The organism is uncultured Campylobacter sp. (assembly GCF_938045775.1).
Classification (GTDB): domain Bacteria; phylum Campylobacterota; class Campylobacteria; order Campylobacterales; family Campylobacteraceae; genus Campylobacter_B.
In genome coordinates, this window is the sequence record NZ_CALIBH010000074.1 from 1 (window position 1) to 25,829 (window position 25,829).

At 47.6% G+C, this 25,829-nt stretch carries 26 protein-coding genes; 18 read left to right on the forward strand and 8 right to left on the reverse strand.

Annotated elements, in window-relative coordinates; genetic code table 11:
- Both Q0238_RS02475 and mraY read right to left on the reverse strand, forming a co-directional pair.
- Positions 1-868: Mur ligase family protein (locus Q0238_RS02475; protein WP_297942603.1), on the reverse strand; the 868-nt coding region annotated here is incomplete at its 3' end.
- 114 nt (positions 869-982) lie between these two features.
- Complete coding sequence (gene mraY, locus Q0238_RS02480) at positions 983-2,047, reverse strand: phospho-N-acetylmuramoyl-pentapeptide-transferase (RefSeq protein ID WP_297942606.1); 1,065 nt, start codon at positions 2,045-2,047, stop codon at positions 983-985.
- A 198-nt stretch (positions 2,048-2,245) separates the two neighbouring features.
- On the opposite strand from mraY, the gene gpmI reads away from it, so the two are divergent.
- The 9 genes from gpmI to Q0238_RS02525 all read left to right on the forward strand — a co-directional run bounded on the left by gpmI (position 2,246) and on the right by Q0238_RS02525 (position 11,386).
- On the forward strand, positions 2,246-3,712 hold the full coding sequence (gpmI, locus tag Q0238_RS02485; RefSeq protein ID WP_297942608.1) for a 2,3-bisphosphoglycerate-independent phosphoglycerate mutase: 1,467 nt from the start codon (positions 2,246-2,248) through the stop codon (positions 3,710-3,712).
- Between the two features lie 101 nt (positions 3,713-3,813).
- The gene (fabG, locus tag Q0238_RS02490; RefSeq protein WP_297942610.1) at positions 3,814-4,557 is read left to right on the forward strand and encodes a 3-oxoacyl-ACP reductase FabG; all 744 of its coding nucleotides are present in this window, start codon (positions 3,814-3,816) and stop codon (positions 4,555-4,557) included.
- 68 nt (positions 4,558-4,625) lie between these two features.
- A complete protein-coding gene (acpP, locus tag Q0238_RS02495; RefSeq protein ID WP_005873350.1) occupies positions 4,626-4,862 on the forward strand; it encodes an acyl carrier protein in 237 nt (78 codons plus the stop codon).
- Between the two features lie 18 nt (positions 4,863-4,880).
- On the forward strand, positions 4,881-6,098 hold the full coding sequence (locus Q0238_RS02500) for a beta-ketoacyl-ACP synthase II (RefSeq protein ID WP_297942612.1): 1,218 nt from the start codon (positions 4,881-4,883) through the stop codon (positions 6,096-6,098).
- Positions 6,098-7,036 carry an acetyl-CoA carboxylase carboxyl transferase subunit alpha gene (accA, locus tag Q0238_RS02505; RefSeq protein WP_297881080.1) on the forward strand — a complete coding sequence of 313 codons (939 nt, stop codon included), beginning with the start codon at positions 6,098-6,100 and terminating at the stop codon, positions 7,034-7,036. Before Q0238_RS02500 ends, accA begins: the two co-directional genes overlap by 1 nt.
- A gap of 60 nt (positions 7,037-7,096) precedes the next feature.
- Positions 7,097-8,443 (forward strand): transcription termination factor Rho, encoded by a 1,347-nt coding sequence (rho, locus tag Q0238_RS02510; RefSeq protein WP_297942614.1) that lies wholly within the window; start codon positions 7,097-7,099, stop codon positions 8,441-8,443.
- 198 nt (positions 8,444-8,641) lie between these two features.
- On the forward strand, positions 8,642-9,574 hold the full coding sequence (locus Q0238_RS02515; protein ID WP_297942617.1) for an acyltransferase: 933 nt from the start codon (positions 8,642-8,644) through the stop codon (positions 9,572-9,574).
- A 128-nt stretch (positions 9,575-9,702) separates the two neighbouring features.
- Positions 9,703-10,662, forward strand: coding sequence for an SGNH hydrolase domain-containing protein (locus Q0238_RS02520; RefSeq protein ID WP_297942620.1), 960 nt, complete (start codon positions 9,703-9,705; stop codon positions 10,660-10,662).
- A gap of 355 nt (positions 10,663-11,017) precedes the next feature.
- Positions 11,018-11,386, forward strand: coding sequence for a hypothetical protein (locus Q0238_RS02525; RefSeq protein ID WP_297942622.1), 369 nt, complete (start codon positions 11,018-11,020; stop codon positions 11,384-11,386).
- 473 nt (positions 11,387-11,859) lie between these two features.
- Here the strand turns inward: Q0238_RS02525 and Q0238_RS02530 are convergent, their stop codons facing one another.
- From Q0238_RS02530 to Q0238_RS02540, 3 genes are all read right to left on the reverse strand, one after another.
- Complete coding sequence (locus tag Q0238_RS02530) at positions 11,860-13,203, reverse strand: sodium-dependent transporter (protein ID WP_297942625.1); 1,344 nt, start codon at positions 13,201-13,203, stop codon at positions 11,860-11,862.
- Between the two features lie 419 nt (positions 13,204-13,622).
- Positions 13,623-13,775, reverse strand: coding sequence for a hypothetical protein (locus Q0238_RS02535; protein ID WP_297942627.1), 153 nt, complete (start codon positions 13,773-13,775; stop codon positions 13,623-13,625).
- A 194-nt stretch (positions 13,776-13,969) separates the two neighbouring features.
- Positions 13,970-15,319, reverse strand: coding sequence for a sodium-dependent transporter (locus Q0238_RS02540; protein WP_297942630.1), 1,350 nt, complete (start codon positions 15,317-15,319; stop codon positions 13,970-13,972).
- Positions 15,320-15,440: 121 nt separating this feature from the next.
- Here Q0238_RS02540 and Q0238_RS02545 point away from each other — a divergent pair, with 121 nt between their 5' ends.
- From Q0238_RS02545 to Q0238_RS02585, 9 genes are all read left to right on the forward strand, one after another.
- Positions 15,441-16,067 (forward strand): nitroreductase family protein, encoded by a 627-nt coding sequence (locus tag Q0238_RS02545; RefSeq protein WP_297942633.1) that lies wholly within the window; start codon positions 15,441-15,443, stop codon positions 16,065-16,067.
- 126 nt (positions 16,068-16,193) lie between these two features.
- Positions 16,194-16,832 (forward strand): FAD-dependent thymidylate synthase, encoded by a 639-nt coding sequence (gene thyX, locus Q0238_RS02550; protein ID WP_297942636.1) that lies wholly within the window; start codon positions 16,194-16,196, stop codon positions 16,830-16,832.
- 35 nt (positions 16,833-16,867) lie between these two features.
- Positions 16,868-17,614, forward strand: a complete 747-nt coding sequence (locus Q0238_RS02555; RefSeq protein WP_297942716.1) for a hypothetical protein — start codon at positions 16,868-16,870, stop codon at positions 17,612-17,614.
- Between the two features lie 224 nt (positions 17,615-17,838).
- Positions 17,839-18,435: a DJ-1/PfpI family protein gene (locus Q0238_RS02560; RefSeq protein WP_297942640.1), complete on the forward strand. Its 597-nt coding sequence runs from the start codon at positions 17,839-17,841 to the stop codon at positions 18,433-18,435.
- 82 nt (positions 18,436-18,517) lie between these two features.
- Positions 18,518-18,760 (forward strand): hypothetical protein, encoded by a 243-nt coding sequence (locus Q0238_RS02565; protein WP_297942643.1) that lies wholly within the window; start codon positions 18,518-18,520, stop codon positions 18,758-18,760.
- A 138-nt stretch (positions 18,761-18,898) separates the two neighbouring features.
- On the forward strand, positions 18,899-19,594 hold the full coding sequence (gene ung / locus Q0238_RS02570) for a uracil-DNA glycosylase (RefSeq protein WP_297942645.1): 696 nt from the start codon (positions 18,899-18,901) through the stop codon (positions 19,592-19,594).
- A gap of 172 nt (positions 19,595-19,766) precedes the next feature.
- Positions 19,767-20,573, forward strand: a complete 807-nt coding sequence (locus Q0238_RS02575; RefSeq protein ID WP_297942648.1) for a transporter substrate-binding domain-containing protein — start codon at positions 19,767-19,769, stop codon at positions 20,571-20,573.
- 529 nt (positions 20,574-21,102) lie between these two features.
- Positions 21,103-21,819, forward strand: a complete 717-nt coding sequence (locus tag Q0238_RS02580; RefSeq protein ID WP_363317119.1) for a transporter substrate-binding domain-containing protein — start codon at positions 21,103-21,105, stop codon at positions 21,817-21,819.
- 17 nt (positions 21,820-21,836) lie between these two features.
- Positions 21,837-22,643, forward strand: coding sequence for a transporter substrate-binding domain-containing protein (locus Q0238_RS02585; protein ID WP_297942651.1), 807 nt, complete (start codon positions 21,837-21,839; stop codon positions 22,641-22,643).
- A gap of 234 nt (positions 22,644-22,877) precedes the next feature.
- Here the strand turns inward: Q0238_RS02585 and Q0238_RS02590 are convergent, their stop codons facing one another.
- The 3 genes from Q0238_RS02590 to radA all read right to left on the reverse strand — a co-directional run bounded on the left by Q0238_RS02590 (position 22,878) and on the right by radA (position 25,699).
- Positions 22,878-23,621, reverse strand: a complete 744-nt coding sequence (locus Q0238_RS02590) for a hypothetical protein (protein WP_297942653.1) — start codon at positions 23,619-23,621, stop codon at positions 22,878-22,880.
- An 82-nt stretch (positions 23,622-23,703) separates the two neighbouring features.
- Entirely contained in the window at positions 23,704-23,859 is a 156-nt protein-coding gene (locus Q0238_RS02595) for a hypothetical protein (protein ID WP_297942655.1), read from the reverse strand.
- 490 nt (positions 23,860-24,349) lie between these two features.
- On the reverse strand, positions 24,350-25,699 hold the full coding sequence (gene radA, locus Q0238_RS02600) for a DNA repair protein RadA (protein ID WP_297942657.1): 1,350 nt from the start codon (positions 25,697-25,699) through the stop codon (positions 24,350-24,352).
- Positions 25,700-25,829 lie beyond the last annotated feature (130 nt).

Here is a 25,829-nt window from a genome sequence, read left to right on the forward strand (position 1 = left end):
TCGTGTCATTGACCCAGATCCTGCCGCGCGCGTCGGTAAATTCCTCCAGCTTATTGCCCTCGATCACGAAGTCGTTCAGTCGCGTGACGTCGCATCTGTCGAATAAAATTTTCTCCACACACAGCGCCAAAAGCGCGTCGATCAAAAAGGGCGTGCGGAATTTTATTTCGCCCAGGTCGATGCCGAATTTTTGCGCTAGATCCGCTTCGTCTTCGTAGCAGATCACGCGAGCTAGGCTGTTTTGCGCGGCGATAGAGCTTTCGTAGGCGCGCGGGATCAGCGCCACGGAGCCTTCGCGCATCGCTAACAGCGGCGAGAGTTTAGCACGCTCATACTCCGCAAAATCGCCGTGCCAGCTGAGATGATCGGGCGTGATCGCGAGCAGCACGTAGATGTCGGGGCGCGCATGCTTGGTGTAGTGCAGCGTAAATGAGCTCGTCTCCAGCACCCAAATTTTAGCGCTTTTGTTTAGCTTTGCAAGCGGGACGCCCACGTTGCCGCCCATTTGCGAGCCATATCGCTCGAGCAGGTGCTGCATCATCTTCGTCGTCGTCGTCTTGCCGTTCGTGCCGCTGATCCAAATTTTAAGACCTTTGTAATCGCTGAAATAATCGTATTCGCTGATTAAATTCCGTGCCTTTCGTACCAGCTCGTGATGCGGCGGAAAGCCAGGACTTGGGATTTCAAGTTCGCTTGCGGCGGGATCGAACTCGCTTGGGTTTAAAAGCGCGTTGCCGAACTCATCCAGCTTAGGTGTGCCCGAAGAAATTTCAAATTTATCGTCGTAGATCTCCCAGCCGCCTTCGTCGCGACAGCGCTCGGCGATCGCTCTGGTCGTAAGCCCGTAGCCAAATAGCGATTTTTTCATTTTTCTCCCCCTTTGCCCCATAAAATTTGCGTTATCTCATCCGCGCTAAGCTCGGCAATTTCGCCGTATTTTTCGCGCGCCGTTTCGAAGTTGGGCTTGATCTGCGCTCGCATTTTATCTCAGTTTCAGCGACGTCAGCGCTATGATATTTGCGATCAGCGCGATGATCCAAAAGCGGATGATGATTTTGTTTTCGACCCAGCCTTTAAGCTCGAAATGGTGGTGTATCGGCGCCATCAGGAAAATTCTGCGTTTGAAAATTTTAAAGCTGCCCACTTGCAAGATCACGCTGAGCGTTTCGATGACGAAGACGAAGCCGATCATTATGAGTAAGATTTCGTTTTTCGTGATGACCGCGCAGTATCCTAAAAACGCGCCCACGCTGAGGCTGCCGCTATCGCCCATAAAGACTTCTGCGGGGTAGCAGTTAAACCACAAAAACCCAAGCAGTGCGCCGATCAGCGCCGAGACGATGATGCAGACCTCGCCCGCGCCCGCGACGCGCGGTAGCAAGAGATATTGCGAGTAGATCGCATGCCCGCAAAGATAGGCAAATACGCCCAAGCTGCAGAGCGAAAACACCGACGGAATGGTCGCTAGCCCGTCCAAGCCATCGGTTAAATTTACCGCGTTTGAGCTTGCGCTTATCACGATCGTCCAAAACAGCGGCGCGAAGATCCATAAATTTAGTAGAGGGTATTTGAAAAACGGCACGAAAAATTCCCCGCCCAGGTCGCTAAAAGCATAAAGCGTCCCTCCGATCAAAAGTGCCAGGACGTTTTGTAGCGCGAATTTGGCTCGTGCGCTGAGGCCTGCGTGGTTGCGTCGGCCTAAAATTTTAGAGATATCGTCTTTGTAACCGATGAACGCAAAGCCCGTAAGGCAGAGCAAGCCGCAGAGCACGAAGACGTTGTCTAGCTTGGCGCACATCAGGCTTGCAAACACCGCGGCGGTAACGAAAACGAGCCCGCCCATCGTCGGGGTTTTGTTCTTTTTCTGATGGTTTTGCGGCGCCAAATCATAGATGGGCTGCGCGGCGTGTCTATTTTGCGCCCAGCGGATAAACCGCGGCATAGCCCAGACCGAAAAACAAAAAGCGATAAAAAACGCAAGTCCTGCGCGCGCGGTAATGTATTGGAAAAAATTTATATTCGTAAGATGATAGAGATAATAAAACAAAGTCTACCTTTTAAATTTTATGAAATTTTATATGAAAACGCGCATTTTAGTATAAAAGAGGTAAAATTTAGCTTTTAGGGCGGATGAAATTTTGCCGCATTTGCCAAAAAAAAGTATAATGCCGCTCGTAAAAACAGCGCCGCAGACCTGCCTTAAAAGGCCAGCGCGGCGAAATTTAGACGAAATTTAGGAGCCAAAATGGGGCAAAAGACGATTTTACTTATCACCGACGGTATCGGCTTTAACGCGAGCGATAAATTTAACGCGTTCGCAAACGCAAAAAAGCCCGCCTATGATTATCTTTTTAAAAACGTGCCCAATACGCTACTGCGTACTTCCGGGCTTGCCGTGGGCTTGCCGCAGGGGCAGATGGGAAACAGCGAAGTAGGGCATATGACGATCGGAAGCGGTAGAATTCTGTATCAAAACCTAGTCAAAATCGATCGCGCGATTGATGAGGGCTCGCTTGAGAAAAACGAAGCGCTGCAAAGCCTGCTTTCAAAGTGCCGCAGGCTGCACGTCATAGGGCTTTACAGCGACGGCGGCGTGCATTCGCACCTGCGCCATTTCGACGCGATCTGCGAGATAGCGCAGAATGCTGGATGCGAGACCTGGGCGCACGCTATCACCGATGGGCGCGACGTTTCGCCGAGCAGCGGAGCGGAATTTTTAAAGCATCTACAGGCTAAATTTAAAGTCGCTAGCGTGTGCGGGCGCTTTTACGCGATGGATCGCGACAAGCGCTTTGACCGCGTGAAGCGCGCTTACGACGTGCTTATGGGCGAAGCGGCGCCGCTTGAAATTTCGCCTAGCAGGTATATACTGCAAAGCTACGAGCGCGGCGTGAGCGACGAGTTTATCGAGCCTGCGAGCTTTAACGGATTTAGCGGTATCGGCGCGGATGACGGAGTGATCTTTATAAATTTTAGAAACGATCGCGCTAGAGAGCTTTGCGCGGCTTTGGGCGATGAGAGTTTCGGCGAATTTGAGCGGAAGTTCGTCGTGCAAAATTTAATCACGATGAGCGAATACGACGCGAGCTTTAAATTTCCTCTACTTTTTGAGAAGCCTGTGCTTAAAAACACGCTTTGCGAAGTGATCGCGGAAGCCGGTCTTACGCAGCTTCACACCGCCGAGACCGAAAAATACGCCCACGTGACGTTTTTCTTTAACGGCGGCGTCGAGGAGCCGCTGCCGAACGAAACTCGCGTGCTGATCCCAAGCCCGAAAGTAAAAACCTACGACGAGCAACCGCAGATGAGCGCGCCCGCGGTGTGCGACGCGGTGATCCGCGGCATCGAAGCGGGGATCGATTTCATCGTCGTAAATTTCGCAAACGGCGATATGGTCGGTCATACAGGCAATTATGACGCCGCGGTAAAGGCGGTCGAAGCAGTGGATGAGTGCATCGGTAAAATTTTAAGCGCGGCGAAGGCGCACGATTACGCCTATGTCCAGATCAGCGATCACGGCAACTGCGAGGCGATGCGAGACGCTGACGGCGAAATTTTAACCAACCACACGACCTTTGACGTATTTTGCTTCGTCGCGGGCGAGGGCGTGCGTGAACTAAAAAGCGGACTTGGGCTTAGCAACGTCGCAGCGACCGTGCTAAAGCTAATGGGGCTGCCAAAGCCTGCGGAGATGGAAGAAGCGCTATTTTGAAATTTAAACGGCGCAGCTCGCGAGCAGATTTAAACTGCTAAAATTTAGGTAAATTTGGATAAATTTACGCTAGAGATTAAAATTTTAATAAAAGGACAAGTATGAAATTTAGCGGGAAAAATGTTTTAATCACGGGCGCAAGCCGCGGTATCGGCGCGCAGATCGCAAGGACTTTAGCGGGCTATGGGCTTAAGGTGTGGATCAATTATCGTTCTGCACCTGAGCCTGCCGACGCGCTGCTAGAGGAGATCCGCGCAAACTGCGGAGAGGGTGCGGTGATAAAATTTGACGCGACGAACGAGGCGGAATTTAGCGAGGCGATTGCCCTGATCGCGCAAAGCGACGGCGAGCTAAGCTATCTCGTAAATAACGCGGGCATCACGAACGACAAGCTCGCGCTTAGGATGAAGCTGGAAGACTTCATGGGCGTGATTGAAGCAAATTTAAGCAGCGCCTTCATTGGCTGTCGTGAAGCTTTAAAGCTAATGAGTAAAAAGCGCTTCGGCGCGGTCGTAAACATCGCCTCGATTGTAGGCGAAATGGGCAACGCGGGGCAGGTCAATTACAGCGCGAGCAAGGGCGGAATGATCGCGATGAGTAAGAGTTTCGCAAAAGAGGGCGCAGCGCGCGGCATCCGCTTTAATTGCATAACTCCGGGCTTCATCGCTACGGATATGACGGATGCGCTAAGCGACGACGTAAAAGCAAGCTACGAAGCGAGCATCCCGCTTAAGCGCCTCGGAAGCACGAGCGACGTCGCCGAAGGAGTTGCGTTTTTACTCAGCGACGGCGCGGGCTACATTACGGGCGAGACGCTTAAGATCAACGGCGGGCTCTATATGTAGCGTTAAATAGCGGAATTTAAGGTTAAATATTATAGAATTACGCGGTATTTTTTTAAAGGAGTGCTAAAATGGCAGTATTTGAAGATGTAAGAGACGTAGTTGTAGAGCAACTCAGCGTTAGCCCGGATCAGGTTAAACTTGACTCTAAAATTATCGAAGATTTGGGCGCGGACTCTCTTGACGTAGTTGAGCTAGTAATGGCTTTAGAGGAGAAATTCGGTATCGAGATCCCTGATAGCGAGTCCGAAAAATTAGTAAGCATTAAAGACGTAGTAGATTATATAGAAAATTTGCCTAAGAAATAAAATTTTAAGGAAGCGGTTTTGAAACGAGTCGTAGTAACGGGCATCGGGATGATAACCTCTCTCGGGCTTGACAAACAGAGCAGTTTTGAAAATATCTGTAACGGAAAAACCGGGGTTGATAAAATTTCGCTCTTTGACGCTAGCGAATTTCCGGTTCAAATTGCAGCTGAAGTAAAAGGTTTCGATCCTTCGAGCATAATCGAGGATGGAAAAGAGATAAAAAAGATGGATAGATTTATCCAACTCGGGCTTAAAGCCGCGGGCGAAGCCATAGAGGACGCTAAATTTAGCGGTTTTGATAGCGACGAATTCGGCGTTAGCTCCGCTAGCGGTATCGGCGGTTTGCCGAATATCGAGATAAATGCCAATACCTGCTTGCAGCGCGGCCCTAGGCGAATTTCTCCGTTTTTTATCCCCTCTGCGTTAGTAAATATGCTCGGCGGCTTTGTTTCTATATATTATAAATTAAAAGGTCCGAATTTATCCAGCGTTACGGCTTGTGCGGCTTCTGCGCATGCGATTATGGACGCTGCGAGAGTTATTATGATCGGCGAAGCGAAAAAGATGCTTGCAGTGGGAGCCGAGGCTGCGGTTTGTCCCGTGGGTATCGGCGGATTTGCTGCGATGAAGGCGCTTTGCGCTAGAAACGACGATCCCGCGCATGCTTCGCGTCCGTTTGATGCGGAACGAAACGGCTTTGTGATGGGTGAAGGCGCGGCGGCTTTAGTTTTAGAAGAGCTAGAGGACGCAAAAGCGCGCGGCGCTAAAATTTACGGCGAGCTCGTAGGATTCGGCGCTAGCGGCGATGCTTATCATATCACTTCGCCTAGCCTAGACGGCCCGATCCGCGCTATGAAAAAGGCCTACGAAATGGCGGGACGCCCGAAGATTGATTATATCAACGCTCACGGAACGTCCACCGCGATAAACGATAAAAACGAAACCGCGGCTTTAAAAGAGCTTTTCGGCGAGGGGAAGGTGCCTGCGGTCAGCTCCACCAAGGGCCAGCTAGGACATTGCCTGGGCGCTGCCGGAGCGGTAGAGGCTGCGATCAGTCTTTTAGCGATGCAAAACGGCATCATACCGCCTACGATAAATCAAATTTCAAAAGATCCCGATTGCGATTTGGACTATGTGCCAAACGTAGCTAGGAAGGCCAAACTCGATTGTGTTATGAGCAATAACTTCGGCTTCGGCGGCACGAACGCATCGCTTATTTTCAAAAGAGTAGATTGATGGCGAGCTATCTGGACTTCGAAAAGTCTATAAAGCAGATCGACGAGGACATTACCGCTGCAAAAATTCGCGGCGATGAGGATGCGGTCGAAATTTTAAATAAGAACCTCGAAAAAGAAATTTCCAAAGTTTATAAAAATTTAAACGAATACCAAAGACTTCAGCTTGCGCGCCACCCGGATCGCCCTTACGCGATCGATTATATTCGTGCGCTTTTGCAAGACGCTAGGGAGCTTCATGGCGACCGCGCCTTTAGAGACGATCCTTCGATCGTGTGCTATCTGGGCATTATGGGTAACCGTAAAATTGCCGTGATTGCCGAGCAGAAGGGTCGCGGTACCAAAAACAAGCTGAAGCGAAATTTCGGCATGCCCCATCCGGAGGGCTATCGCAAGGCACTGCGCGTAGCAAAACTTGCCGAGAAATTTAACCTTCCGATTCTATTTTTGATCGATACTCCGGGCGCATATCCGGGACTTGGTGCCGAGGAGCGCGGTCAAAGCGAAGCAATCGCGCGAAATCTATATGAGCTTAGCGATATTAAAACGCCTACGATCGCCGTAGTTATAGGCGAGGGCGGTAGCGGCGGAGCTTTGGCTATCGGCGTGGCTGATCGGCTGGCGATGCTTCAAAACTCAATTTTTTCAGTTATCTCTCCTGAGGGCTGTGCCGCGATTTTGTGGAACGATCCAAGTAAGAGCGAGGCCGCTACGAAAGCGCTAAAGATCACCGCCGAGGAGCTAAAAGAGCTGGGCTTGATCGACGACGTGATCAAAGAGCCTAAAACGGGCGCCCACAGAGATAAAGACGGCGCGATAAAAGCGCTTGGAAACTACGTCTTAACCGAGCTGCACAAGCTAGACGATCTTAGCATAGACGAGCTCATCAGCAGAAGACAACAAAAAATTTTAAGGTTCGGTGCTTATAAAGAAAACTAAATTTTAAATTTCGCAACTTTTTAAAACCAAATTTAATAACTTCACACTCTAAGAGGACAAATGGAAAATACAAATCAAAATTCCGCTCAGACCGCCGTTTCAAATTCTAATCAAAACGGCAGAAAAACTTACGCTAAAACGCACGTTCCCGTCGAGGGCTACCAGATCGAGGAGCTCCGCTCGATGGATCTTGAAAATCTCATCGCCATAGCAGACGAGCTGGGCGTCGAAAACCCGCGCGAATTCCGCCGCCAAGCTCTCGTTTTTGAAATTTTACGCATGCAGACGAAGCAGGGCGGCTTTATACTTTTTACGGGGATTTTGGAGGTTACCGCCGAGGGTTACGGCTTTTTGCGCGGCATAGATTCAAATTTAAGCGACAGTGCCAACGACGCCTACGTGAGCCTAAGCCAGATCCGTAAATTCGCCCTACGCGTCGGCGACATCGTCACGGGCCAGGTGCGCGAGCCGAAGGATCAGGAGAAGTACTACGCGCTCTTAAAGATTGAGGCGATCAATTATAAATCGATTCAAGAGGCCAGAGAGCGCCCGCTATTTGATAATCTCACGCCGCTTTTCCCGACCGAAAAGCTCAAGCTCGAATACGATCCTATGCACCTTACCGGTCGCGTGCTCGATCTTTTTACCCCGATCGGCAAGGGGCAGCGCGGGCTCATCACGGCGCCTCCGCGTAGCGGTAAAACGGAGCTGATGAAAGAGCTTGCCAACGGCATTACGCGCAACCACCCCGAGGTCGAGCTTTTGGTGCTGCTAGTCGACGAGCGTCCCGAGGAGGTGACCGATATGGAGCGCAGCGTGCGCGGCGAGGTGTTTAGCTCGACCTTCGATCAGCCCGCATTCAACCACGTCCGCGTCGCCGAGCTCGTCATCGAAAAGGCAAAACGCGCCGTCGAAAACGGCAAGGACGTCGTCATCCTGCTCGATAGCATCACTCGCCTTGCGCGCGCCTACAACACCGTCACGCCTAGCAGCGGCAAAGTCCTAAGCGGCGGCGTGGACGCAAACGCCCTGCATAAACCGAAGCGCTTCTTCGGTGCGGCGCGAAATATCGAAAACGGCGGCTCGCTTACCATCGTCGCTACCGCACTCATCGAGACCGGCTCGCGAATGGACGACGTGATCTTCGAGGAGTTCAAAGGCACGGGCAACAGCGAGATCATCCTCGATCGCAACATCTCGGATCGTAGAATTTACCCCGCGATCAACATTACAAAGTCCGGCACGCGCAAAGAGGAGCTTTTGCAAGGCAGCGAAAATCTGCAAAAGATCTGGGCGCTGCGCTCGGCTATCTCGACGATGGACGACGTCGAGGCGCTGAAATTTTTATACGCCAAGATGCTAAAAACCAAAGACAACACCGAGTTGCTATCTATAATGAACGGCTAAATTTTATTAAATTGATTCGTTATGAAATTTAATGCTTTATTATTCTTGCGTTAGGTTTTATGTAAACGACTTAGATTTTGATAAGAGATAGTCAAGGATTTCGGTTGTGGAGGAATAGGTCAGCTCATTTTTTTGAGTACAACATACTCTCTATGAGCTTAAATCTATAAAAATTAAACAATATAAGTGAGTAATTCTATGAGTAATGATTTACAGCATCCAAAGTATAGACCAGATATAGACGGTTTAAGAGGAATAGCCGTTTTATCTGTTGTGGCTTTTCATGCTTTTCCAAATAAAATAAGTGGCGGTTTTATAGGTGTAGATATATTTTTTGTAATATCTGGATTTTTAATTTCTACGATTATTTTTAATAATTTAGAAAAAGGAACATTTAGTTTCTATGAATTTTATGCTAGACGTATTAAAAGAATTTATCCGGCACTTTTCGTCGTATTATTCGCATGTCTTATTTTCGGATGGTTTGCTTTATTGCCGGAGGAGTATAAGCAGCTTGGTAAGCATACGGCCGGCGGAGCAGGGTTTATTGCAAATTTCATATTATGGAGCGAAGCCGGATATTTCGATAACTCTGCTGAAACTAAACCGCTACTACACCTATGGAGCCTTGGCATAGAAGAACAATTCTATATAATTTGGCCTTTTTTATTATGGTTTTTATGGAAGAAAAAATTTAATTTGCTAACTATATCGGTTATTATTCTGTTAATTTCTTTTATTTTAAATCTAAAAGGTATAAAACAAGATTTAGTAGCTACATTTTATTCGCCGCAGACGCGTTTCTGGGAACTTTTGTCTGGTGCTGTTTTGGCATGGTTAAATATACATAAAAATAATACTATTAAAAATTTTAAATTAAGGATAGATCATTACTTTTCAAAAATTATATATAGAGAAGGCATTCCAAATGATGGCAGATCTTTGTCTAATGTATGTGCCTTTATAGGTATTTCCATACTTATATATGGATTTTTGCATATATCTAAGACTATGCCATTTCCGGGTAAATGGGCAATAATACCTATTCTAGGTTCTATTTTTATTATTATCGCAGGTTCTAATGGGGGGGGGCTTATATCAGCCAAAAGATATTATCAAATAAAATTTTAGTTTGGTTTGGGCTTATTAGCTTTCCGTTATATTTATGGCATTGGCCGTTATTATCGTTTGCTAGAATTTTAGAAAGCGAAACCCCTAATAGAACCATAAGAATATCTTGTGTTTTCTTATCCGTTGTTTTGGCTTGGATTACATATAAATTTATAGAAAGACCATTGCGCTTTAAAAATAATTTTAAATTTAAAATTCCTATATTATTTGCCATGATTGTCTTAATTGGGATTTCGGGGTATATTATTTATCTAAGAAACGGTAAAAATGTAAACTCAATTTCGATTACCCAGCCTGACCCTACTGAATTTTTACATGATAGCGCTCAGAATTGTAAAAAGTATTTTCCTGATTGGTCGAAGATAACCGATCACGAATGTATGATGCAAAAACCTTTTGGGAATAAGATTGCGATCATAGGCGATTCTCATGCCAATCATTTATATTTAGGTATTGCAGAGAAAACTAAAGACGGCGTTGCTTTATTTCCTGCAAGTTGTGCTGCACCATTTATAAATATTTCTAGTGGCACTAGTGATATTGATCCCAATATAGTTAGAGTTAGAAAAAACGCTTATCAACTTATAAATTCAGCATATAATTTTATATTTCAAGATCCAAATATCAAAACCGTAATATTAGGGCATAATCCTGATTGTTCCTATATAGATGCAAAAGATATGGAGAATTTACAAGAAAAAGATGTCGATAAAATATTGGAAGATGGCATTAGAAGAACGCTAGATTTATTATTAAAAAGTAAAAAAGAGGTTTTAATTTTATTAGATTCACCGCACTTGCCTTATGACCCTTCAAAGTGTGCCATAAGATCTATTAGAGCTATAGGTAGAAATAAGTGCGTTTTCCCAAAAGAATATTCGGGAGGCCAAAAAAAGTATAATAGTATAATAAAAAGGATTATAAAAGATTATCCATCAGTTAAAGTCTATGACCTTTTTGAACCATTTTGCGATGAAGATAGTTGCTATATCTCTAAAGATAATGTAATATTATATAATGATAGAGATCATTTAAGTTATGGAGGTTCTAGATTTGTCGCTCCATTTATATTGAATAGATTGGAATAATAAAATTATAATACTATACCCTATATTGCTATCTATTTTAGCGCTTTTGAAGCGACCGATAGTATTTATTGCTATGTTTTTAAATTGCGAGTAAAATGCGGTATTCATTTTACATGGAGTTCAATCACGGCGTCGTAGTCCTGCCTATTTTGTCCGTAGCCTCATTTGGGCGATGTGCGCACTTCAGCTGCGACAAGATTAAAATTATGAATCCCACATCTAAGCTTGCTATTTACGTTTAAATTTTACTAGCCACGTTTTAAAATTTTAAAATAGCAGTTTAATCCATATTTTAAGGAGATTTAAATTGGGACGGCGTTATAATTTATCTATATTTTAATTAAAAGGAAAAACGATGAAATATCCGGTTTCAAAAAGTCTTTTTACTTTAGCCGTGTCTTTTGCAGCCGCTTCCGTCTTAGGTGGTTGTGGTTTTATAAAAAAGCCAATGACTAGTGAGGCGACACTCTTAGATCGCGCTGAAATGGCAACTGGTATAGATAAATCAAATCTAACGGTTGTGCCTGATTCAGTAAAAAGTGAGATCGACTCAGTACATTATAAGGTCAGGAGCAAAAACGGGGATTTATATCGTTGCTATTTTTCATCCGTTATAGTAGTTGATTCTGACGTGCTTTGCACAAAAATTGTTGGCGCAGGCGGTACTGTAGGTTCCAAAAGTGGTAACTGCAACGCTCTGCTTAAAAAAGCGGGCAAGTGTTAGCGCGCTAAGGACGGCTTAAATCGTGCGGCTTTAAAACGGTTCATTCGGTCCTAATGCGCGCCGCTAGCCGCTTAGGTCGCACCCGCAAAATTTTCATCGCTCCTGCAAAGCAAGCCCGCTGCTTCTACGGCTCATTTCGGCGCTCGTTATGCTAGTGGGTAGTAAAATTTTAATGCTTTTAGGCTTTGCCGAGAGGGTTGCGAAATTTCAACGCGTAAATTTTAAATCTAGAGGCACGTTTGGACTCTTTTTGGTACGAAGCGAAGCGTAAAATTTTACCGCACAATATTTACCGCATAAAATTTAATTACGCAAAGCCCTTTGTTCGGGCGCTTCGCGGATCGCAGCACACGATTTAGCCGAGCCGTCTAAACGTTGCAAATTCGCGATCCCGCGTGCCGCTTCGCCGCGCAAATCTGTCGCACGATTTATCGCGTGAAATTTCGCTCACTCCTATCTATTCCGTTCGCTTCCTATTTTCCGCCGAAAAACAGCAGATTTGCCATTATGATCACGATCGCGACGGGCGCTACGAAGCGCAGCGAAAAGTACCAAATTTTAAATCCCAGCTCACCCATATCGGCGCCGAAAAGCCCGCGTAGACGCTGTGCATCCATCACAAAGCCCACGAAGATCGCCGAGGTTAGCGCGCCCAGAGGCAGCATAACGTTTGAGCTTACGAAATCCAAGCAGTCAAAAAAGCTCGCGCCGAAAAACTTAAGCTTGCTCGCATAATCCGCGTGCATCGATAGCAGCGAGCATGCGCCTAGCACCGCTATGGCGCACCCCGAGATGCAGACTGCGCGCAGGCGCGAAATTTTAAATCTGCCGATGAGATAGAAGACGAAAGGCTCGATCATCGAAACCGCGCTCGTGATCCCCGCGAAAAAGAGCGAGACGAAAAACGTGACTTCAAGCACCTGTCCCGCTAGCCCCATTTTTGCAAACATCGTAGTGAGCGAGACGAACACAAGCCCCGCACCCTGCGCGGGATCGGCGCGGAATTCGAAGATGAAGGTAAAGACGATGAGCCCCATCATCAGCCCGATCGCGATGTTGATAAATACGATGTTTACCGAGCTTCGCACGAGCCGCACCCCCTCGCTAAGCGACGCCGCGTATGCCGCGATACAGCCGACGCCCACGCACAGGGTAAAGAGCGCGAGCCCGAGCGCGGATAGGACGGAATTAACGGTGATTTTGCCGAAATCGGGGTAGAAAAGAAATTTCGCCGCTGCGCCGAAGCCTTGCATCGTGCACGCATACGCAAGCATCGCGAGCAGCAGCACGAAAAGAAGCGGCATCATCACGACGTTTAGCCGCTCGATACCGCTTTTGATACCGCGCGCGACGACGGATAGCGTCAGCACGAGCGCAAGTGCGTAAAAGCCCAGGCTGGTGACTAGCGAATGCGAGATGAGATCGTCAAAGACGGCGCCCGCTTCCTCGGCGGTTGCGGGCAGCGGAGAAAAGCCCAAAAAGATATATCGGATCACCCAGCCGAGGATGACGAGGTAAAAGGACAGCACCAGCATGCCGCCCGCGATGAAAACGCCTCCCGCGCGCCATTTGCGTCCGCCGCGCGGTGCCAGCGTCTCGTATGCGCTCGGCAGATCCCTCCCGCTTAGCCTGCCTAGCGCCATCTCGGCTAAGAATATGCTAAAGCCCACGCCCAGCGTGAGCGCGAGATATAAAAGCACGAAGGCGCTGCCGCCGTTTTGACCCACGAGGGTGGGGAATTTCCATGCGTTGCCAAGCCCCACCGCGCCGCCTGCGACGGCAAGTATGAAGCCGATTTTGCTAAATTTATCGTTCATTTTCTCTCCGATGATTTTTTAAATTTTAAAGCTACGGAATTTTAAAATTCCGCAGCGCAATCAGATGCGGCTACGCTACGACGCCTTTGCCGCGGTTTTGCGCAGGTTACCGCGCGGGTTAGCGCGGTCGTCGAAGGCTGATTGCGGTCGCCGCATGCTCCTATCTAGACATAAAATTCCAAGCGCGATTTTTGACAGCCGCCATGGCCGCTCACGGATCGCCGCAAACTCGCTATGAAATTTTGCCTATCGCTCCGAGCCGTCAGAGCGTAAAATTTTAAAATTTCAAGCCGCAATACGCGATCCTTGCGCTGTTCCGACGGATCGGTCGTCTATTAGACGGATCGCGGGTTCGCGCGCCGCTTTAGCGCTAAATTTTAAAATTCCAAGCGCAATTTCGCGCGGGTCACCACAAAATTTTACGCGCCGTTTCTGTGGCAGATTGCATAGACCACGTCATAAACTATCGCGGCGGCTGCGCACCAACCGTCTCGGTTTAGAATTTTAAAATTCCACAGCGCGATCAGACACGGCTGTGCTACGACGCCTTTGCCGCGCGCACCGATCGCCATACAGGTTGCCGCGGTCGCGCCGAAAGCTGATTGCCGCTACATACTTTGATCTTCCTCTATCTAAACATAAAATTTTAAACTATCGCTGCAAGGCTCACGGATCGCGGCAAGTTCGCTATGAAATTTGACTCGCTACTTTTGGACTGCTTTAGCGCCAAATTTTAAATCCATGTTATCCACCTGCTTTACAAAATTTAAAAATTTAAAATTTTTAGCTGATTGAGTGCTATCACTACGATCGCGACTGGCGCCACGAAGCGCAATAGCATGAAATACCACAGCTTAAAGCCCATTCGTCCCATATATGGACGCAGTAGAATTTCGACGGCTCGTTTTTTGATCACGAATCCTACGAAAATCGCCACGATTATGCCGCTAAGAGGCATTAAGATATTCGAGGTTAGGTAATCAAGCATGTCAAAAAAGCTCTTGCCACCTAGGCTAAAGTATTCGCTCGTACCCCCGTAATAACCTAAAATGCAGCATATCCCTAAAACATACGTCACGGCAAAAACTAAAAGTGAAGCGCGCTTTCGGCTTAGCTTGCGGGAGTTTACGAGATAATAAATCGCAGGCTCCAGCATCGAAATTGCAGAAGTAATCGCCGCGAATAACAGCGAGGTAAAAAATAAAAAGGCTAGGATGTTTCCGATCGCACCGAGCTTTGAAAAAAGTACCACCAGCGAGACAAACACTAGCCCTGGGCCTTGCGCTTTGGGATCGCCGCCGAATTCAAAGATGAAAGTAAAGACGATAAGTCCCATCATCACGCCGATTAGGACATTAATGCAGACGATATTTATGCTTGAGGTTAGGATATTGGTTCGCGCAGGCAGGCTTGCAGCATAAGTCATAATCGTAGTAACGCCCAGCGAAAGCGTAAAAAACGCAAGTCCTAGCGCCGAAAGAACGCTATCCTTATTAAGCTTGGAAAAATCTGGCACCAGTAAGAATTTCGCGCTACGTCCGAATCCATCGAAACTCGCGGCGTAAATTAGCATCAAAACCAGCAAAATAAATAGTGCGGGCATCATCCAGACATTAAGTCGCTCGATGCCGCTTTTGACACCTTTAGATACGATGAAAAAGCAAAACGCCGACGCTATGGTAAAGCATATCGCCACGCTTAAAAAGTCGCTACCTAAAAGCTCTTTAAACGCTGCGCCACTTTCATCTATACTTTTTGGCAGATAAAAAGCGCTTGAGACCACGTATTTTAGGATCCAACCCATTACGACGCTGTAAAAAGCATAGATCAAAAGCGCACTAATCATAAAAAATCCCGCGTATTTCCATGCGCCTTTGTATGAGGGCGCGAGCTTTTCAAATGCGCGCACTGGATCACTTTCGCTTAGCCTGCCGATGACGATCTCGGCTAAAAAAATCACGAAGCTAACCAAAAGCGTCAGCAAAAGATATAGCAAGATAAATGCGCTGCCGCCGTTGGTGCCTACTAAAGTGGGGAATTTCCACGCATTACCGAGCCCTACGGCGCTGCCTGCGACTGCCAAGATAAAGCCGATGCGCGTAAATTTATCATTCATATTATGCCTTGTAGCGGAATTTGAAAGGGCAATATTAGCAAAATCTAGCTTAACTCGCCAAGCTAGCCGAGTGGAATTTAGGCAAACCCGCTATAATGCCGCGAATTTTAAAGGAGATAAAATGAAATCGATAAAAGAAGTGATGCTCTCTCGCCACAGCTGCCGTAAATTTTGCAGCTATAAACTAAATAGCGAGCTCGTGCGCGAGATACTTGATCTTGCGCGCTTAAGTCCCAGCTCATGCGGATTAGAGCCTTGGAAGATGATGATAGTCTCGGATCCTTGCGAGCTAAAAGAGCTTTCCGTAGCCTGCAACAGCCAGCCGCAAGTCGCTGAGTGCTCGCACGCCGTGATTTTAATCGCGCGTAACGATCTGCGCGTGGGCGAAGCGTATTTAGAGCGCACCGTTCGCCGTCGTGCAAACGCTCCGCAAAAATATGAAGCTGCGATGAATTATTTCTGCGCGAAATTTGCGGACTTAGACGACGAAGCGCTGATGAACTACGCGACCAAGCAGCTTTATATCTTAGCGGCAAATATCGCTAATATCGCCGAGGACTTTGACGTGCGCTCGTGTATAATGACCGGCTTTGACGCCGAGGCTTTGGAAAAATTCTGCGCTTTAGAGGCGAAATTTCGTCCTGCAATCGTCGTGGCTTTGGGGCGTGGTGAGCCTAGCAAATACCCGCACACGCGCTACGAGCTGGATGAAATTTTAATCTCTCGCGGCGGCAGCAAAAAAAGATAAAATGAAGCATTTCTTCTCGCAAAGCTTAGGCGCGAGCTTTGTTTATTAAAAGCGTCGTTTTGCGAAATTTTATCGGTTTAAAAGTGCGATAGCGTTAAAATGCGCTTAAAATTTCAAAGGATAATCATGCAAGTCAAACTTCTAAATTTCACTCCGCTTTGGGTCTGTTCAAACGCGATCCGCACCTGCTGGCAGAGCTTCGAGCGCGGCGATTGCGGCGGCGCCAAAGACCTAGCGCTAATAGATCGCGTCGGCAACCAACTCAAGCACTCAAGCACGCTCGAACACCTCTACTACAACTTCTACATCAGCGGTATCTCACGCGCGCTGCTTCAGGAGCTGGCGCGCCACCGCCTAGCAAGCCTTAGCGTAAAATCCACGCGCTACACTCTCAAAGAATTGCGCGGCGAGGGCAGCTTCGCGCAAGGGGACTTCGAAAACGCCGCGCGATACGTCGTGCTTACCGGCAACGAAGCGGTCGATAATGCAAGTATCGCGGCTCTTGAAAATCTGCGCGTAATCTTACAAACCCCGATCAGCCTTGATATCGCCAAATACTGCCTGCCCGAGTGCTATAAGAGCGAGCTTAGCTGGAGCATAAACGCGCGTAGCTTGCAAAACTTCCTCGCTCTGCGCTCTAGTAAGGCGGCACTTTGGGAGATCCGCGAGCTTGCGGGTAAAATTTACGACGCGCTGCCGCAGGAGCATAAATTTATATTCCAAAGCTGCATGGCTAGCGGAGAGAAGACGCAGGGCGAGGGGTAGCGAGCGGGATAAAATTTTAATATAAGAGAGCTGTGATGATAAAACTTACGCAGATGAGAGCGGCTTTTGAAAAAGAGGAGCCGGACGCGCTTTATCTTAGCTACCTGGAGTGGGTAAAAACCCTGATCCCATTTTGGAGGCAGGCTGCTGCGAGGATCGCGGAGTTAAGCGGCACGGCGGATGAAAAAAGAGACAAGCATCTGCGTTCAATCGACAATTCTTTACAGCTTTTGCAAGCTTGGCGATTTAAAAAGATAAAATACGTGCAAGCAAGAAGAAAAGAGATCGATAGCGCCATAAGTTTTATTCGAAACGGCGCCTTAACGCAGCAGGCATGCAGATACGCCTTTGCGCCGGTCTGTAGAAATTTAGCGAGCATTTTGCGCAGCTTTTTATACGTTTCTACCTTCGGCTATTCGGACGAGCAGCTTCCGACCGTATTTGCTCAAGATATTTACGGCATTGCGCTGTGCCATACTTTATTTCCTTTTGATACAAGCGATTTTGTGTATTATCTGCCGCGAGAGAAATCTATCCACACCGACGACCCCGCCGATTTGGACAACTGGCATTTGATGATGAGCGAGGCGGGCAAGGCTTTGAATATCGCGAAGCTCACCAAAGAGGTAAATAATCAGGCTCGTAAAATTTACGAAAACCGCAAAACGCCGTTTGAATGGAAATACGACGAGGGGATTTGGAATTTGGAATTACAAAATGTTTCAAAAAGGCTGCATTATGCGGGCTTGCGGGCTTTTGCAGGTCTGAGTAAAGCGGAATAAAAGGCGCGCAAAATTTTAAATTTGCTTTTAAAATTTTATTCGCGGGCGGTAAAATTCTGCAAATTTTTAATGCGGGTAAAATTTAAAATTTATTTGAGCGGGTTTTTAGCGACCTGCGGTATCAAAATTTAGCCGCCGCGCATTTTACGACTTGCAGCGCCGAGAATTGCAGCGGCGCCGCGCCGAAAGCTCATAGGCGAGCGATAAATTTTAAAGGACGGATCATGAAAAACCTAGCGCTTGTGATGTTTAGCGGACAGACGCACCTCGATTTTGTGGGATTTTACGATTGTATGCTAAGGCTCAAAGCCGTCCGCCCGCAGCTTGAGATGAGGTTTTGCTCGCGCGAGCGGCAGGTTTCGGACAGCGGCGGCCTTACGATCGACGTGGGCGAGATCACGACGGATCTAGGCGGCTTTGATGCGGTTTTTGTGCCCGGCGGTATGGCGACGCGCCGCCTTAAAGACGATGCGGGCTTCATCTCGTGGCTCGCAACCGCGCGCGATGCGAAGTATAAGTTTAGCGTTTGCACCGGTTCGCTGCTTCTGGGCGCGGCGGGGTTTTTGCGAGGTAGGCGCGCGACCACGCATCCGTTTTGCTACGATCTGCTGGCGCCTTACTGCGCGGACGTGGTGCACGAGCGGCTCGTGCGCGAAAGCCTGCCCGCAGGAGGCGAGATCATCACTGCAGGCGGCGTGAGCAGCTCTATCGAGCTTGGTCTTTGCGTGATCGAGAAATTTGCGGGCGGCTCTGCACGCGAGGCTGCCGCTGCGGCGATGGATTATCCGTATTACGGCCTTAGAAGCAAGCCCGCGCGATGAAATTTTAAAAGCCGCAAGAAACGATGGAGTAAAATTTTAAGATCGCAGCGTTTTTAAGCGAGCAAATATCGATACGATGGACTTGAGACGAAATAGGAGATCGCAAAGACAGCATGAAACCGGCTCAAATTTTATCGCTGCTTTCGCATATAGCTTTCGGGTCGCTTATAGGTTAAAATTCAGAGATAATAACCCGTGGGAGTTCGCAATCGCGCTTTTTGCTTACGCGATTTTGTTTGCTTTTTATCCGCAGAGCTTGCTTAACGATAATAAAAAGACGATCGCCCTGCTGCTATTTATGGCGCTTTTGATCGTGATCGTATAACGGCGCCTATAAGTCGGCGGGATCGGTTGCGGCGGCGGTGCGATCCACCTTTGATTGCAGCAACGCGCAAGAGCGATACTATTTTTAAAATTTATTGTAAAATTAGAGCGTTAATTTATTAAAATTTAAAGGGTCGGTATGCAGATAAATTTAGACGACGTGAGGATTGAGAGCGGTTGGAAAGAGGCGCTTAGGGAGGAATTTTTAAGCGAGTATTTTGCGAAGATCAAAGAAAATCTACTCGCCGCAAAGGCGCGCGAGATCGTCTATCCACCCGGAAATTTGATCTTTAACGCCTTTAATCTCACCCCGTTTGAGCGGGTGCGAGCGGTGATTTTGGGGCAGGATCCCTACCACGGCGCGCATCAGGCGATGGGGCTTAGCTTTTCGGTGCCGCACGGCGTGCGAATTCCGCCCAGCCTCGTAAATATCTACAAAGAGATTAAAAGCGATCTGGGTATCAGCGAGCCTGAAAGCGGCGATCTGAGCTACTGGGCGAAGCAGGGCGTGCTACTACTTAATGCGAGCCTTAGCGTGGGCGCGAACCGCGCGAACTCTCACAGCGGCTTTGGTTGGCAAATTTTCACCGACGCCGTGATTAAAATTTTAAGCGCTAGGCGGCAAAGCCTGGTCTTTATGCTGTGGGGAAATTTTGCCAAAGCAAAATCGGCCCTGATTGATGCGCAGAGGCATCTCATTTTAACCGCCGCGCATCCCAGTCCGCTTGCAGGAGGGGCGTTTTTTGGCTGCAAGCATTTTAGCAGATGCAACGAATATCTGCGCGCGCACGGCCTAGGGGAGATCGATTGGGATCTAAATCACGGCGCAGATTAAATGTATTTTAAATGAAATTTGCGTAAAATGCGCCGCAAAATTTCAAAGGTAAAGAAATTTTAAAAAATGTCGAAAGGAGAAGTGAGCGAATAATATACGACCGGCTTAAGACGGCTTGCCGAAGCGACGCAGATGCGCGGCTAGGCTAATCATTGCAAATTAAAGGAACGATATGAAAAAGATAATTTTGGGAATTTTATTGCTATTTACAAGTAGTGTAGTGGCAAATACCCTATCTGAGATTAGGCAATCGGGCAGTGTGCGCGTAGGCGTATTTGAGGCGCAACCGCCTTTTAGTAAATTTGAAGACGGCAAATTTCAAGGATTTGAGGTGACTTTAGCCGAGGCGCTATCAAAAGATATATTTGGTGGCAAAGCGGGCAAGGTAGAATTCGTACCCGTAAAGGCTAGTGAGCGTTTAAAAGTGTTGGAAGAAAATAAAGTAGATATGGTGCTTGCGACCTTTACGATCACAAATGAGCGTAAGCAGGTGGTCGATTTTACGACGCCGTATTTCGCAGTAAATATCGGCGTGCTAACCCGCAAGGGCGATAAGATCAAAACTATGTCTGATTTACACGATAAGCCGATCATTGCAGAAAGCGGTACGACTAGCGAGGCATATTTTAAAAAAGAAGGTTTTGAAATCATAAATTGCGCTACTGCACACGAATGCTATAAAATTCTAAAAGAGGGCAAGGGTGCTGGCTTTGCACACGATAATTTATTAGTTCTTGCCTACGCGGTCGTAGATAGCGACACTGAAGTAAATATTAAGAATTTGGGCGTTTCGGATTTCTTGGGCATTGCGGTTTCTAAGGGCAATAAGGATCTGCTTGAGTTCTTAAACGGCGAGTTAATTAAGCTTAGTAAAGACGGCTTTATGAAAAAGACCTATGATGAGGCGATCGAGCCGTATTATAAGGGCACTGCGGAGAAAAAATATTTCTTGCTGGATGATCTTTATAGCTTAGTTTAGGCGGTCGTAGCGGTACAGCACGCCTGCATTTGCTTGCAGTAAGCATAGCTGTGTGCTCTCGCCAGGTAAAATTTAAAGGGCTCGCATAGCCTTGCTATTTTGTCCGACTTTGCGAGCTTGGTTTAGATTGTAAGATTTTACTAACGCGTCGTTACAGAATTTATAAAATTCCATAGAATTTCGCAGCAGCGCGCTATTTTTATGGCGCTAATAGACGCACAGAATTTTATAGCGAAGCGCTAAAATTTAATGAGAGCAGGCGGAGCTTGGCGCAAGGCAGCAAAATTTAAAAAGCCTCTATCATTATGCTTAGAAATTTTAGTTGCGAAATTTTATCGCTAAGCTCGTAATTTAGGGAATAGTTTCGGTTCTAGTAAAATGAAATTTTAAGAAAATTTACATTACAATTACGAAAAATTTAAAATTCAAGGAGGAAATTACGAAAAAGTCATTTTTTCTTATTCTATTGTCGGCGATCTTTGTTTTTGCGAATTCCTTAAGCGAAATAAAGCAAAGCAAGGTTATCAGAGTGGGCGTTTATGAAAATGAGCCGCCTTTTAGTAAGTCGAGCGAGAAAGGCTTTGAGGGATTTGAGGTCGAGCTTGCCAATGCGCTAGCCGGTAAAATTTTCGGTAACAGCGGTGGTCGTATCGAGCTCATACCGGTAACAAACGAAGTGCGTTTTCCGATGCTGCAAAACAACCAAGCCGATATGATAATCGCGGCTGCAAGTATCACTGAAGAGCGTAAGGGCAGCGTAGATTTTTCGATGCCGTATTTTACGGTAAATTTGGGAATTTTAACGAAAAAAGACTCAAATATTCACAAAATAGGCGATCTGATGGGCAAAAAGATCGGCGTCATCCGCAAGACTACCGGCGAAGCGTATATCAAAAAGGACGGCGGTTATAATGTTTCTTATTGCAACGATTCGGTCGATTGCTATAGGAGATTAAAAAGTGGCGAGATCGACGGGTATTGCAACAACAACCTTTTTGTAATGGTCTATCCGATCGTAGATCCTGCAGTCGAAGTCAATATCAAAAATCTAGGCGATAATGTATTCTTGGGCGTCGCGGTGCAAAAGGGTAACGCGGAGCTGCTAGAAGCGATCAATAAAGGCTTGATCGCGCTTAGCAAAGAGGGCTTTTTCAAAAAGGCTTACGAGGATACTTTTGAATCCTTCTATAAAGGCACCGTCGATAAAAAATATTTCTTACTCGACGATCTTTACAGCTTTTTTTAATAAAAAAGGAATTTGAAATGAAAAAATCACTGTTTTTAATTGTTTTATCTTGCATCTTTGCGCTTGCGAATTCTTTAAGCCAAATAAAGCAGAGTAAAGTCATTCGTATCGCTGTTTATGAAAATGAGCCTCCATTTAGTAGAGTTACGGATAACGGCTTTGAGGGCTTTGACGTAGAGCTTGCTAATGCAATCGGAGGCAAAATTTTAGGCGATACCGGCGGCAGGATCGAGCTCATACCGGTATCGGCGCAAGCGCGCTTTCCGTCCATTCAAAATAATCAGGCAGATATGCTTATCGCGGCTGCAAGCGTTACTGAGGAGAGAAAGAAAAATTATGAGTTTTCGATGCCCTATCTTTCGGTAAATTCCGGAGTTTTAACCAGAAAAAGCGACAATATCCAAAAAATAAGCGATCTGCGAGGTAAGAAAGTAGGCGTCATTCGCGGCTCGACGGGCGAAGCGTTTATGCAAAAGGACGGCGGCTACAATCTAGTGTATTGCAAAAATTCCTCCGATTGCTACAAGCGGTTAAAGAGCGGCGAGATCGACGGCGCGTGCGACGATAATCTATTTGTGATGGTCTATCCGGTCGCAGATCCTAGCGTCGAGGTTAATATCAAAAGCCTCGGCGAGAACGTATTTTTAGGCATCGCGATGCAAAAGGGCAACGCAGATCTCGCAGAAGCCGTTAATCAAGCGCTCATCTCACTCAGCAAAGAGGGCTTTTTCAAAAAGGCATATAACGATACTTTCGAGCCTTTCTACAAAGGCACCGTCGATAAAAAATACTTCCTTTTAGACGACATATACAGCTTCTTTTAGAATTTTAAATTTTGATTGTGGGTCGGGATTTGAAGCTTCGCGGCTTTAAATTCTAACCCGCGCATAACCGGCGTGTCATTAAAATTCCATATCAAAATTTTGTCCTAAAACCTCATTTCAAATTTTATTAGTCCCGCCGCCGCGCCGAAGCCCGGCATACACACGTCAGTCGCAGTCTTTAGTATTTGCGAGCATTTAAGGCGCGCAAAATTAGATCAAGCTAAACTTTAAATTTTACTTCGAGCCCTTGGAATTTTTTAAATCCTCCATGCGCTCCTGCTGAGCTTGCACGAACGCGTCGTATCTGATAAAAAGATAATCTTTGATCTCAAAAATCATCAACGTAAAAATCGAAGGCAGCGTGAAAAATCTAATCGTCATAAACACCAGATCAAGCGCGCTTAACTCATCCTCGCTCGCTCGATACCCTCTCGCGCTCGCGGTTAAAATCCCATGTAGCGCCTCGTAGTTGTAAAGGATGAAAATCGTCACAAAAAGCGTCGAGAGCTTCGATACGATCTTATTCATGATCTGCGCCACGTCCTCATCTGCGATCACCGACATCGCAAACCACACGAGGGTGAAAAATAGCGGAAAGACGATGTTAAAATTTAGCGAGTTATCAAGCTTCTGCGCACCCGTCACCGCGATGATCGCAAACACCGCCGCAAAGGGGATCACAAATAGCGCGAAGGTCATCGCCGATTTTATCGCCTTAAAAAAGCTATACGCAAGCAGGGGCGAGCCCAAAGCGAGTAAAAAGATTGTCAGCGCGTAGTTTGCTTTGGCAAAATCGTATAGGTTAAACAGCGCAAATACCGATGCTGCTGCAAGTAGCGGCACGCTTAGTTTAAAGAGCGCCCCGTATTTAGCGTAAGCGTGCGATACGACGGCATCGAGCCTGCTAAATTTGACGTTTAAGCTTTGCGCCCTGATGAAAAACAAAATGACGAATTTAACGATTGCGTTTGGGCTCATACGCACCTTTCCATTTAAATTTATGAAATTTTATCCGCGGAGCCTGTCTGTAGAATTAGGCTTTGCCAACGGCTTATGCGGCCTACGTTAAAATTTCATCGCGCTCTCGTTGCGTTGCTATCTTGCCGTCTCTCGGGCTCTGTCTTTTGGCTACGTGAGGTGGAACTGCGCGCTTTGGCTTGCATAGCGTCTCGCTAGCAAGCCTTTTCGGGTTGCGACGTGCTACGGCAGCGCCCATTCGGCTCGGCGCGCGATACTTTGCTTGTGGTATCCGCGTCGTGCCCGCGCATGAGAGCTTAGCGCTGCTAAAATTTTACCGGCTCTTAGCCCTATGCGATACGTCCTGCGCGCCGCGATAGAATTTTGCGCGACGCAAGGACCTATCGGGCTTGGCTTTGCGCCACATTGAGGCAAAATTTTAAAATTTGCGCCGCAAAGCGCTCGCCTTGTATTGGCCTGGGATGGGGCGCGAATGATTAAAATTTAACCGCACCATTGCCGAGCCGTTTTAAAGCTCAAACGAATTTTTGAGCCGCTACGATACGTGAAATTCCAAAAATCGCGCTTTAGCGATCAAGCTCATTTGCGCTTGCTTGCGAGCCATGCAAAAAGCGGCGCACTTGCGCCCTTCACCGCGCCCATGCAAAAGCAACGCGTCCCTTGCCGCTCAAAGTCCATTTCCGCTCGCTTGCGCCGCCCGCTAAACCGAGGCTAAGAAGCGCGCCGCCTCACATCCAATCTAAAATTTGCGTGATCTCGGTAGCGTGAAAAATTTTAAGCCCCTGCGCGTTTTGCGGCTTCATCGGGACGATCGCGTTTTTAAATTTCTGCATCGAGGCTTCCTTCAGGCGCGCATCGAGGTTGAAGATCTCTCTGATCTCGCCGTTTAGACTCACCTCGCCGATGAAGACGCTCTCTTTGCTGATCGGACGGTTTTTGAAGCTGCTTACGATCGCCGCGACGACGGCTAGATCGCACGCCGTTTCGGTGATCTTTACGCCGCCGCTTACGTTTACGAAGACGTCGTATCCGCCAAGCCCGATCTCAAGCTTGCGATCAAGTAGCGCTAGAAGCATATCGAGGCGGTTTTTATCAAAGCCCGTAGCGCTGCGCTTGGGGTAGCCGCTCTCGCACACGAGCGCTTGGATCTCCACGACGAGCGCGCGCGTACCCTCCATCGTGATCGTGATCGCCGAGCCACTTACCGCCTTGCCGCGCGTGAAAAATTTACTCGCGACATCCTTGGCGCTTACGAGCCCGTGCGGCCCCATCTCGAAAATCCCCACCTCGCTCGTAGCCCCGAAGCGGTTTTTAAAACCGCGTAAAATTCTAAGCTGCTTGCTCGCATCGCCCTCGAAATACAGCACTACGTCCACCATATGCTCTAGTATACGCGGGCCCGCGATTGAGCCCTCTTTGGTGATGTGGCCGATGATGAAGATCGAAATCCCGCGCGCTTTAGCAAGTCGCATCAGCTCGAACGTGATCTCGCGCACCTGCGTGATCGAGCCCGGCGCAGAGGAGGCTTTGTCGCTAAAAAGCGTCTGGATACTGTCGATGACGATAAATTTATAATCCCTGCGCTCCACCTCTTCAAGCACGGCGCCCAGATTTATCTCGGTGAGCAAAAACAGCTGCTCGCTTATCGCGCCTAGCCGCTGCGCACGCATTTTGATCTGGCTGGCGCTCTCCTCGCCGCTCACGTAAAGCACGGCGCGGTCGTCGCTTGCTAAATTTGCCGCGATTTTAAGCAGTAGCGTGGATTTTCCGATACCGGGGCTGCCGCCGATTAGCACGAGCGAGCCTTCCACGACGCCGCCTCCGAGGACTAAATTTAGCTCGCTATCCTTGGTGTCGATGCGCGAAATTTGCTCGATCTGTATCTCGCTGATCGCTTTGGCGCTTGCGGACGAGGCGCGGGCAAGCTCGCCCTCGATCTCTTTTAGCGCTTTGATCTGAGCGGGCTTGAGTTCGACGAAGCTATCAAACGCGCCGCAGTCGGGGCATCTGCCGAGCCATCTGCTTTGCTGATTGCCGCAGTGCTGGCACTCAAAAATCGTGGTTTTAACTTTCGCCATTTTTATCCTCGCTCATTTTCGCTTAAATTTAGCCTCAAGCTTTGCGAAATTATACTTAAAATTTTTAAAATTTTAGCCGCCCCGCGCGCTGCGTGTCCGCCAAAAAATCGTAAAAAAGCTAATTTTTAGC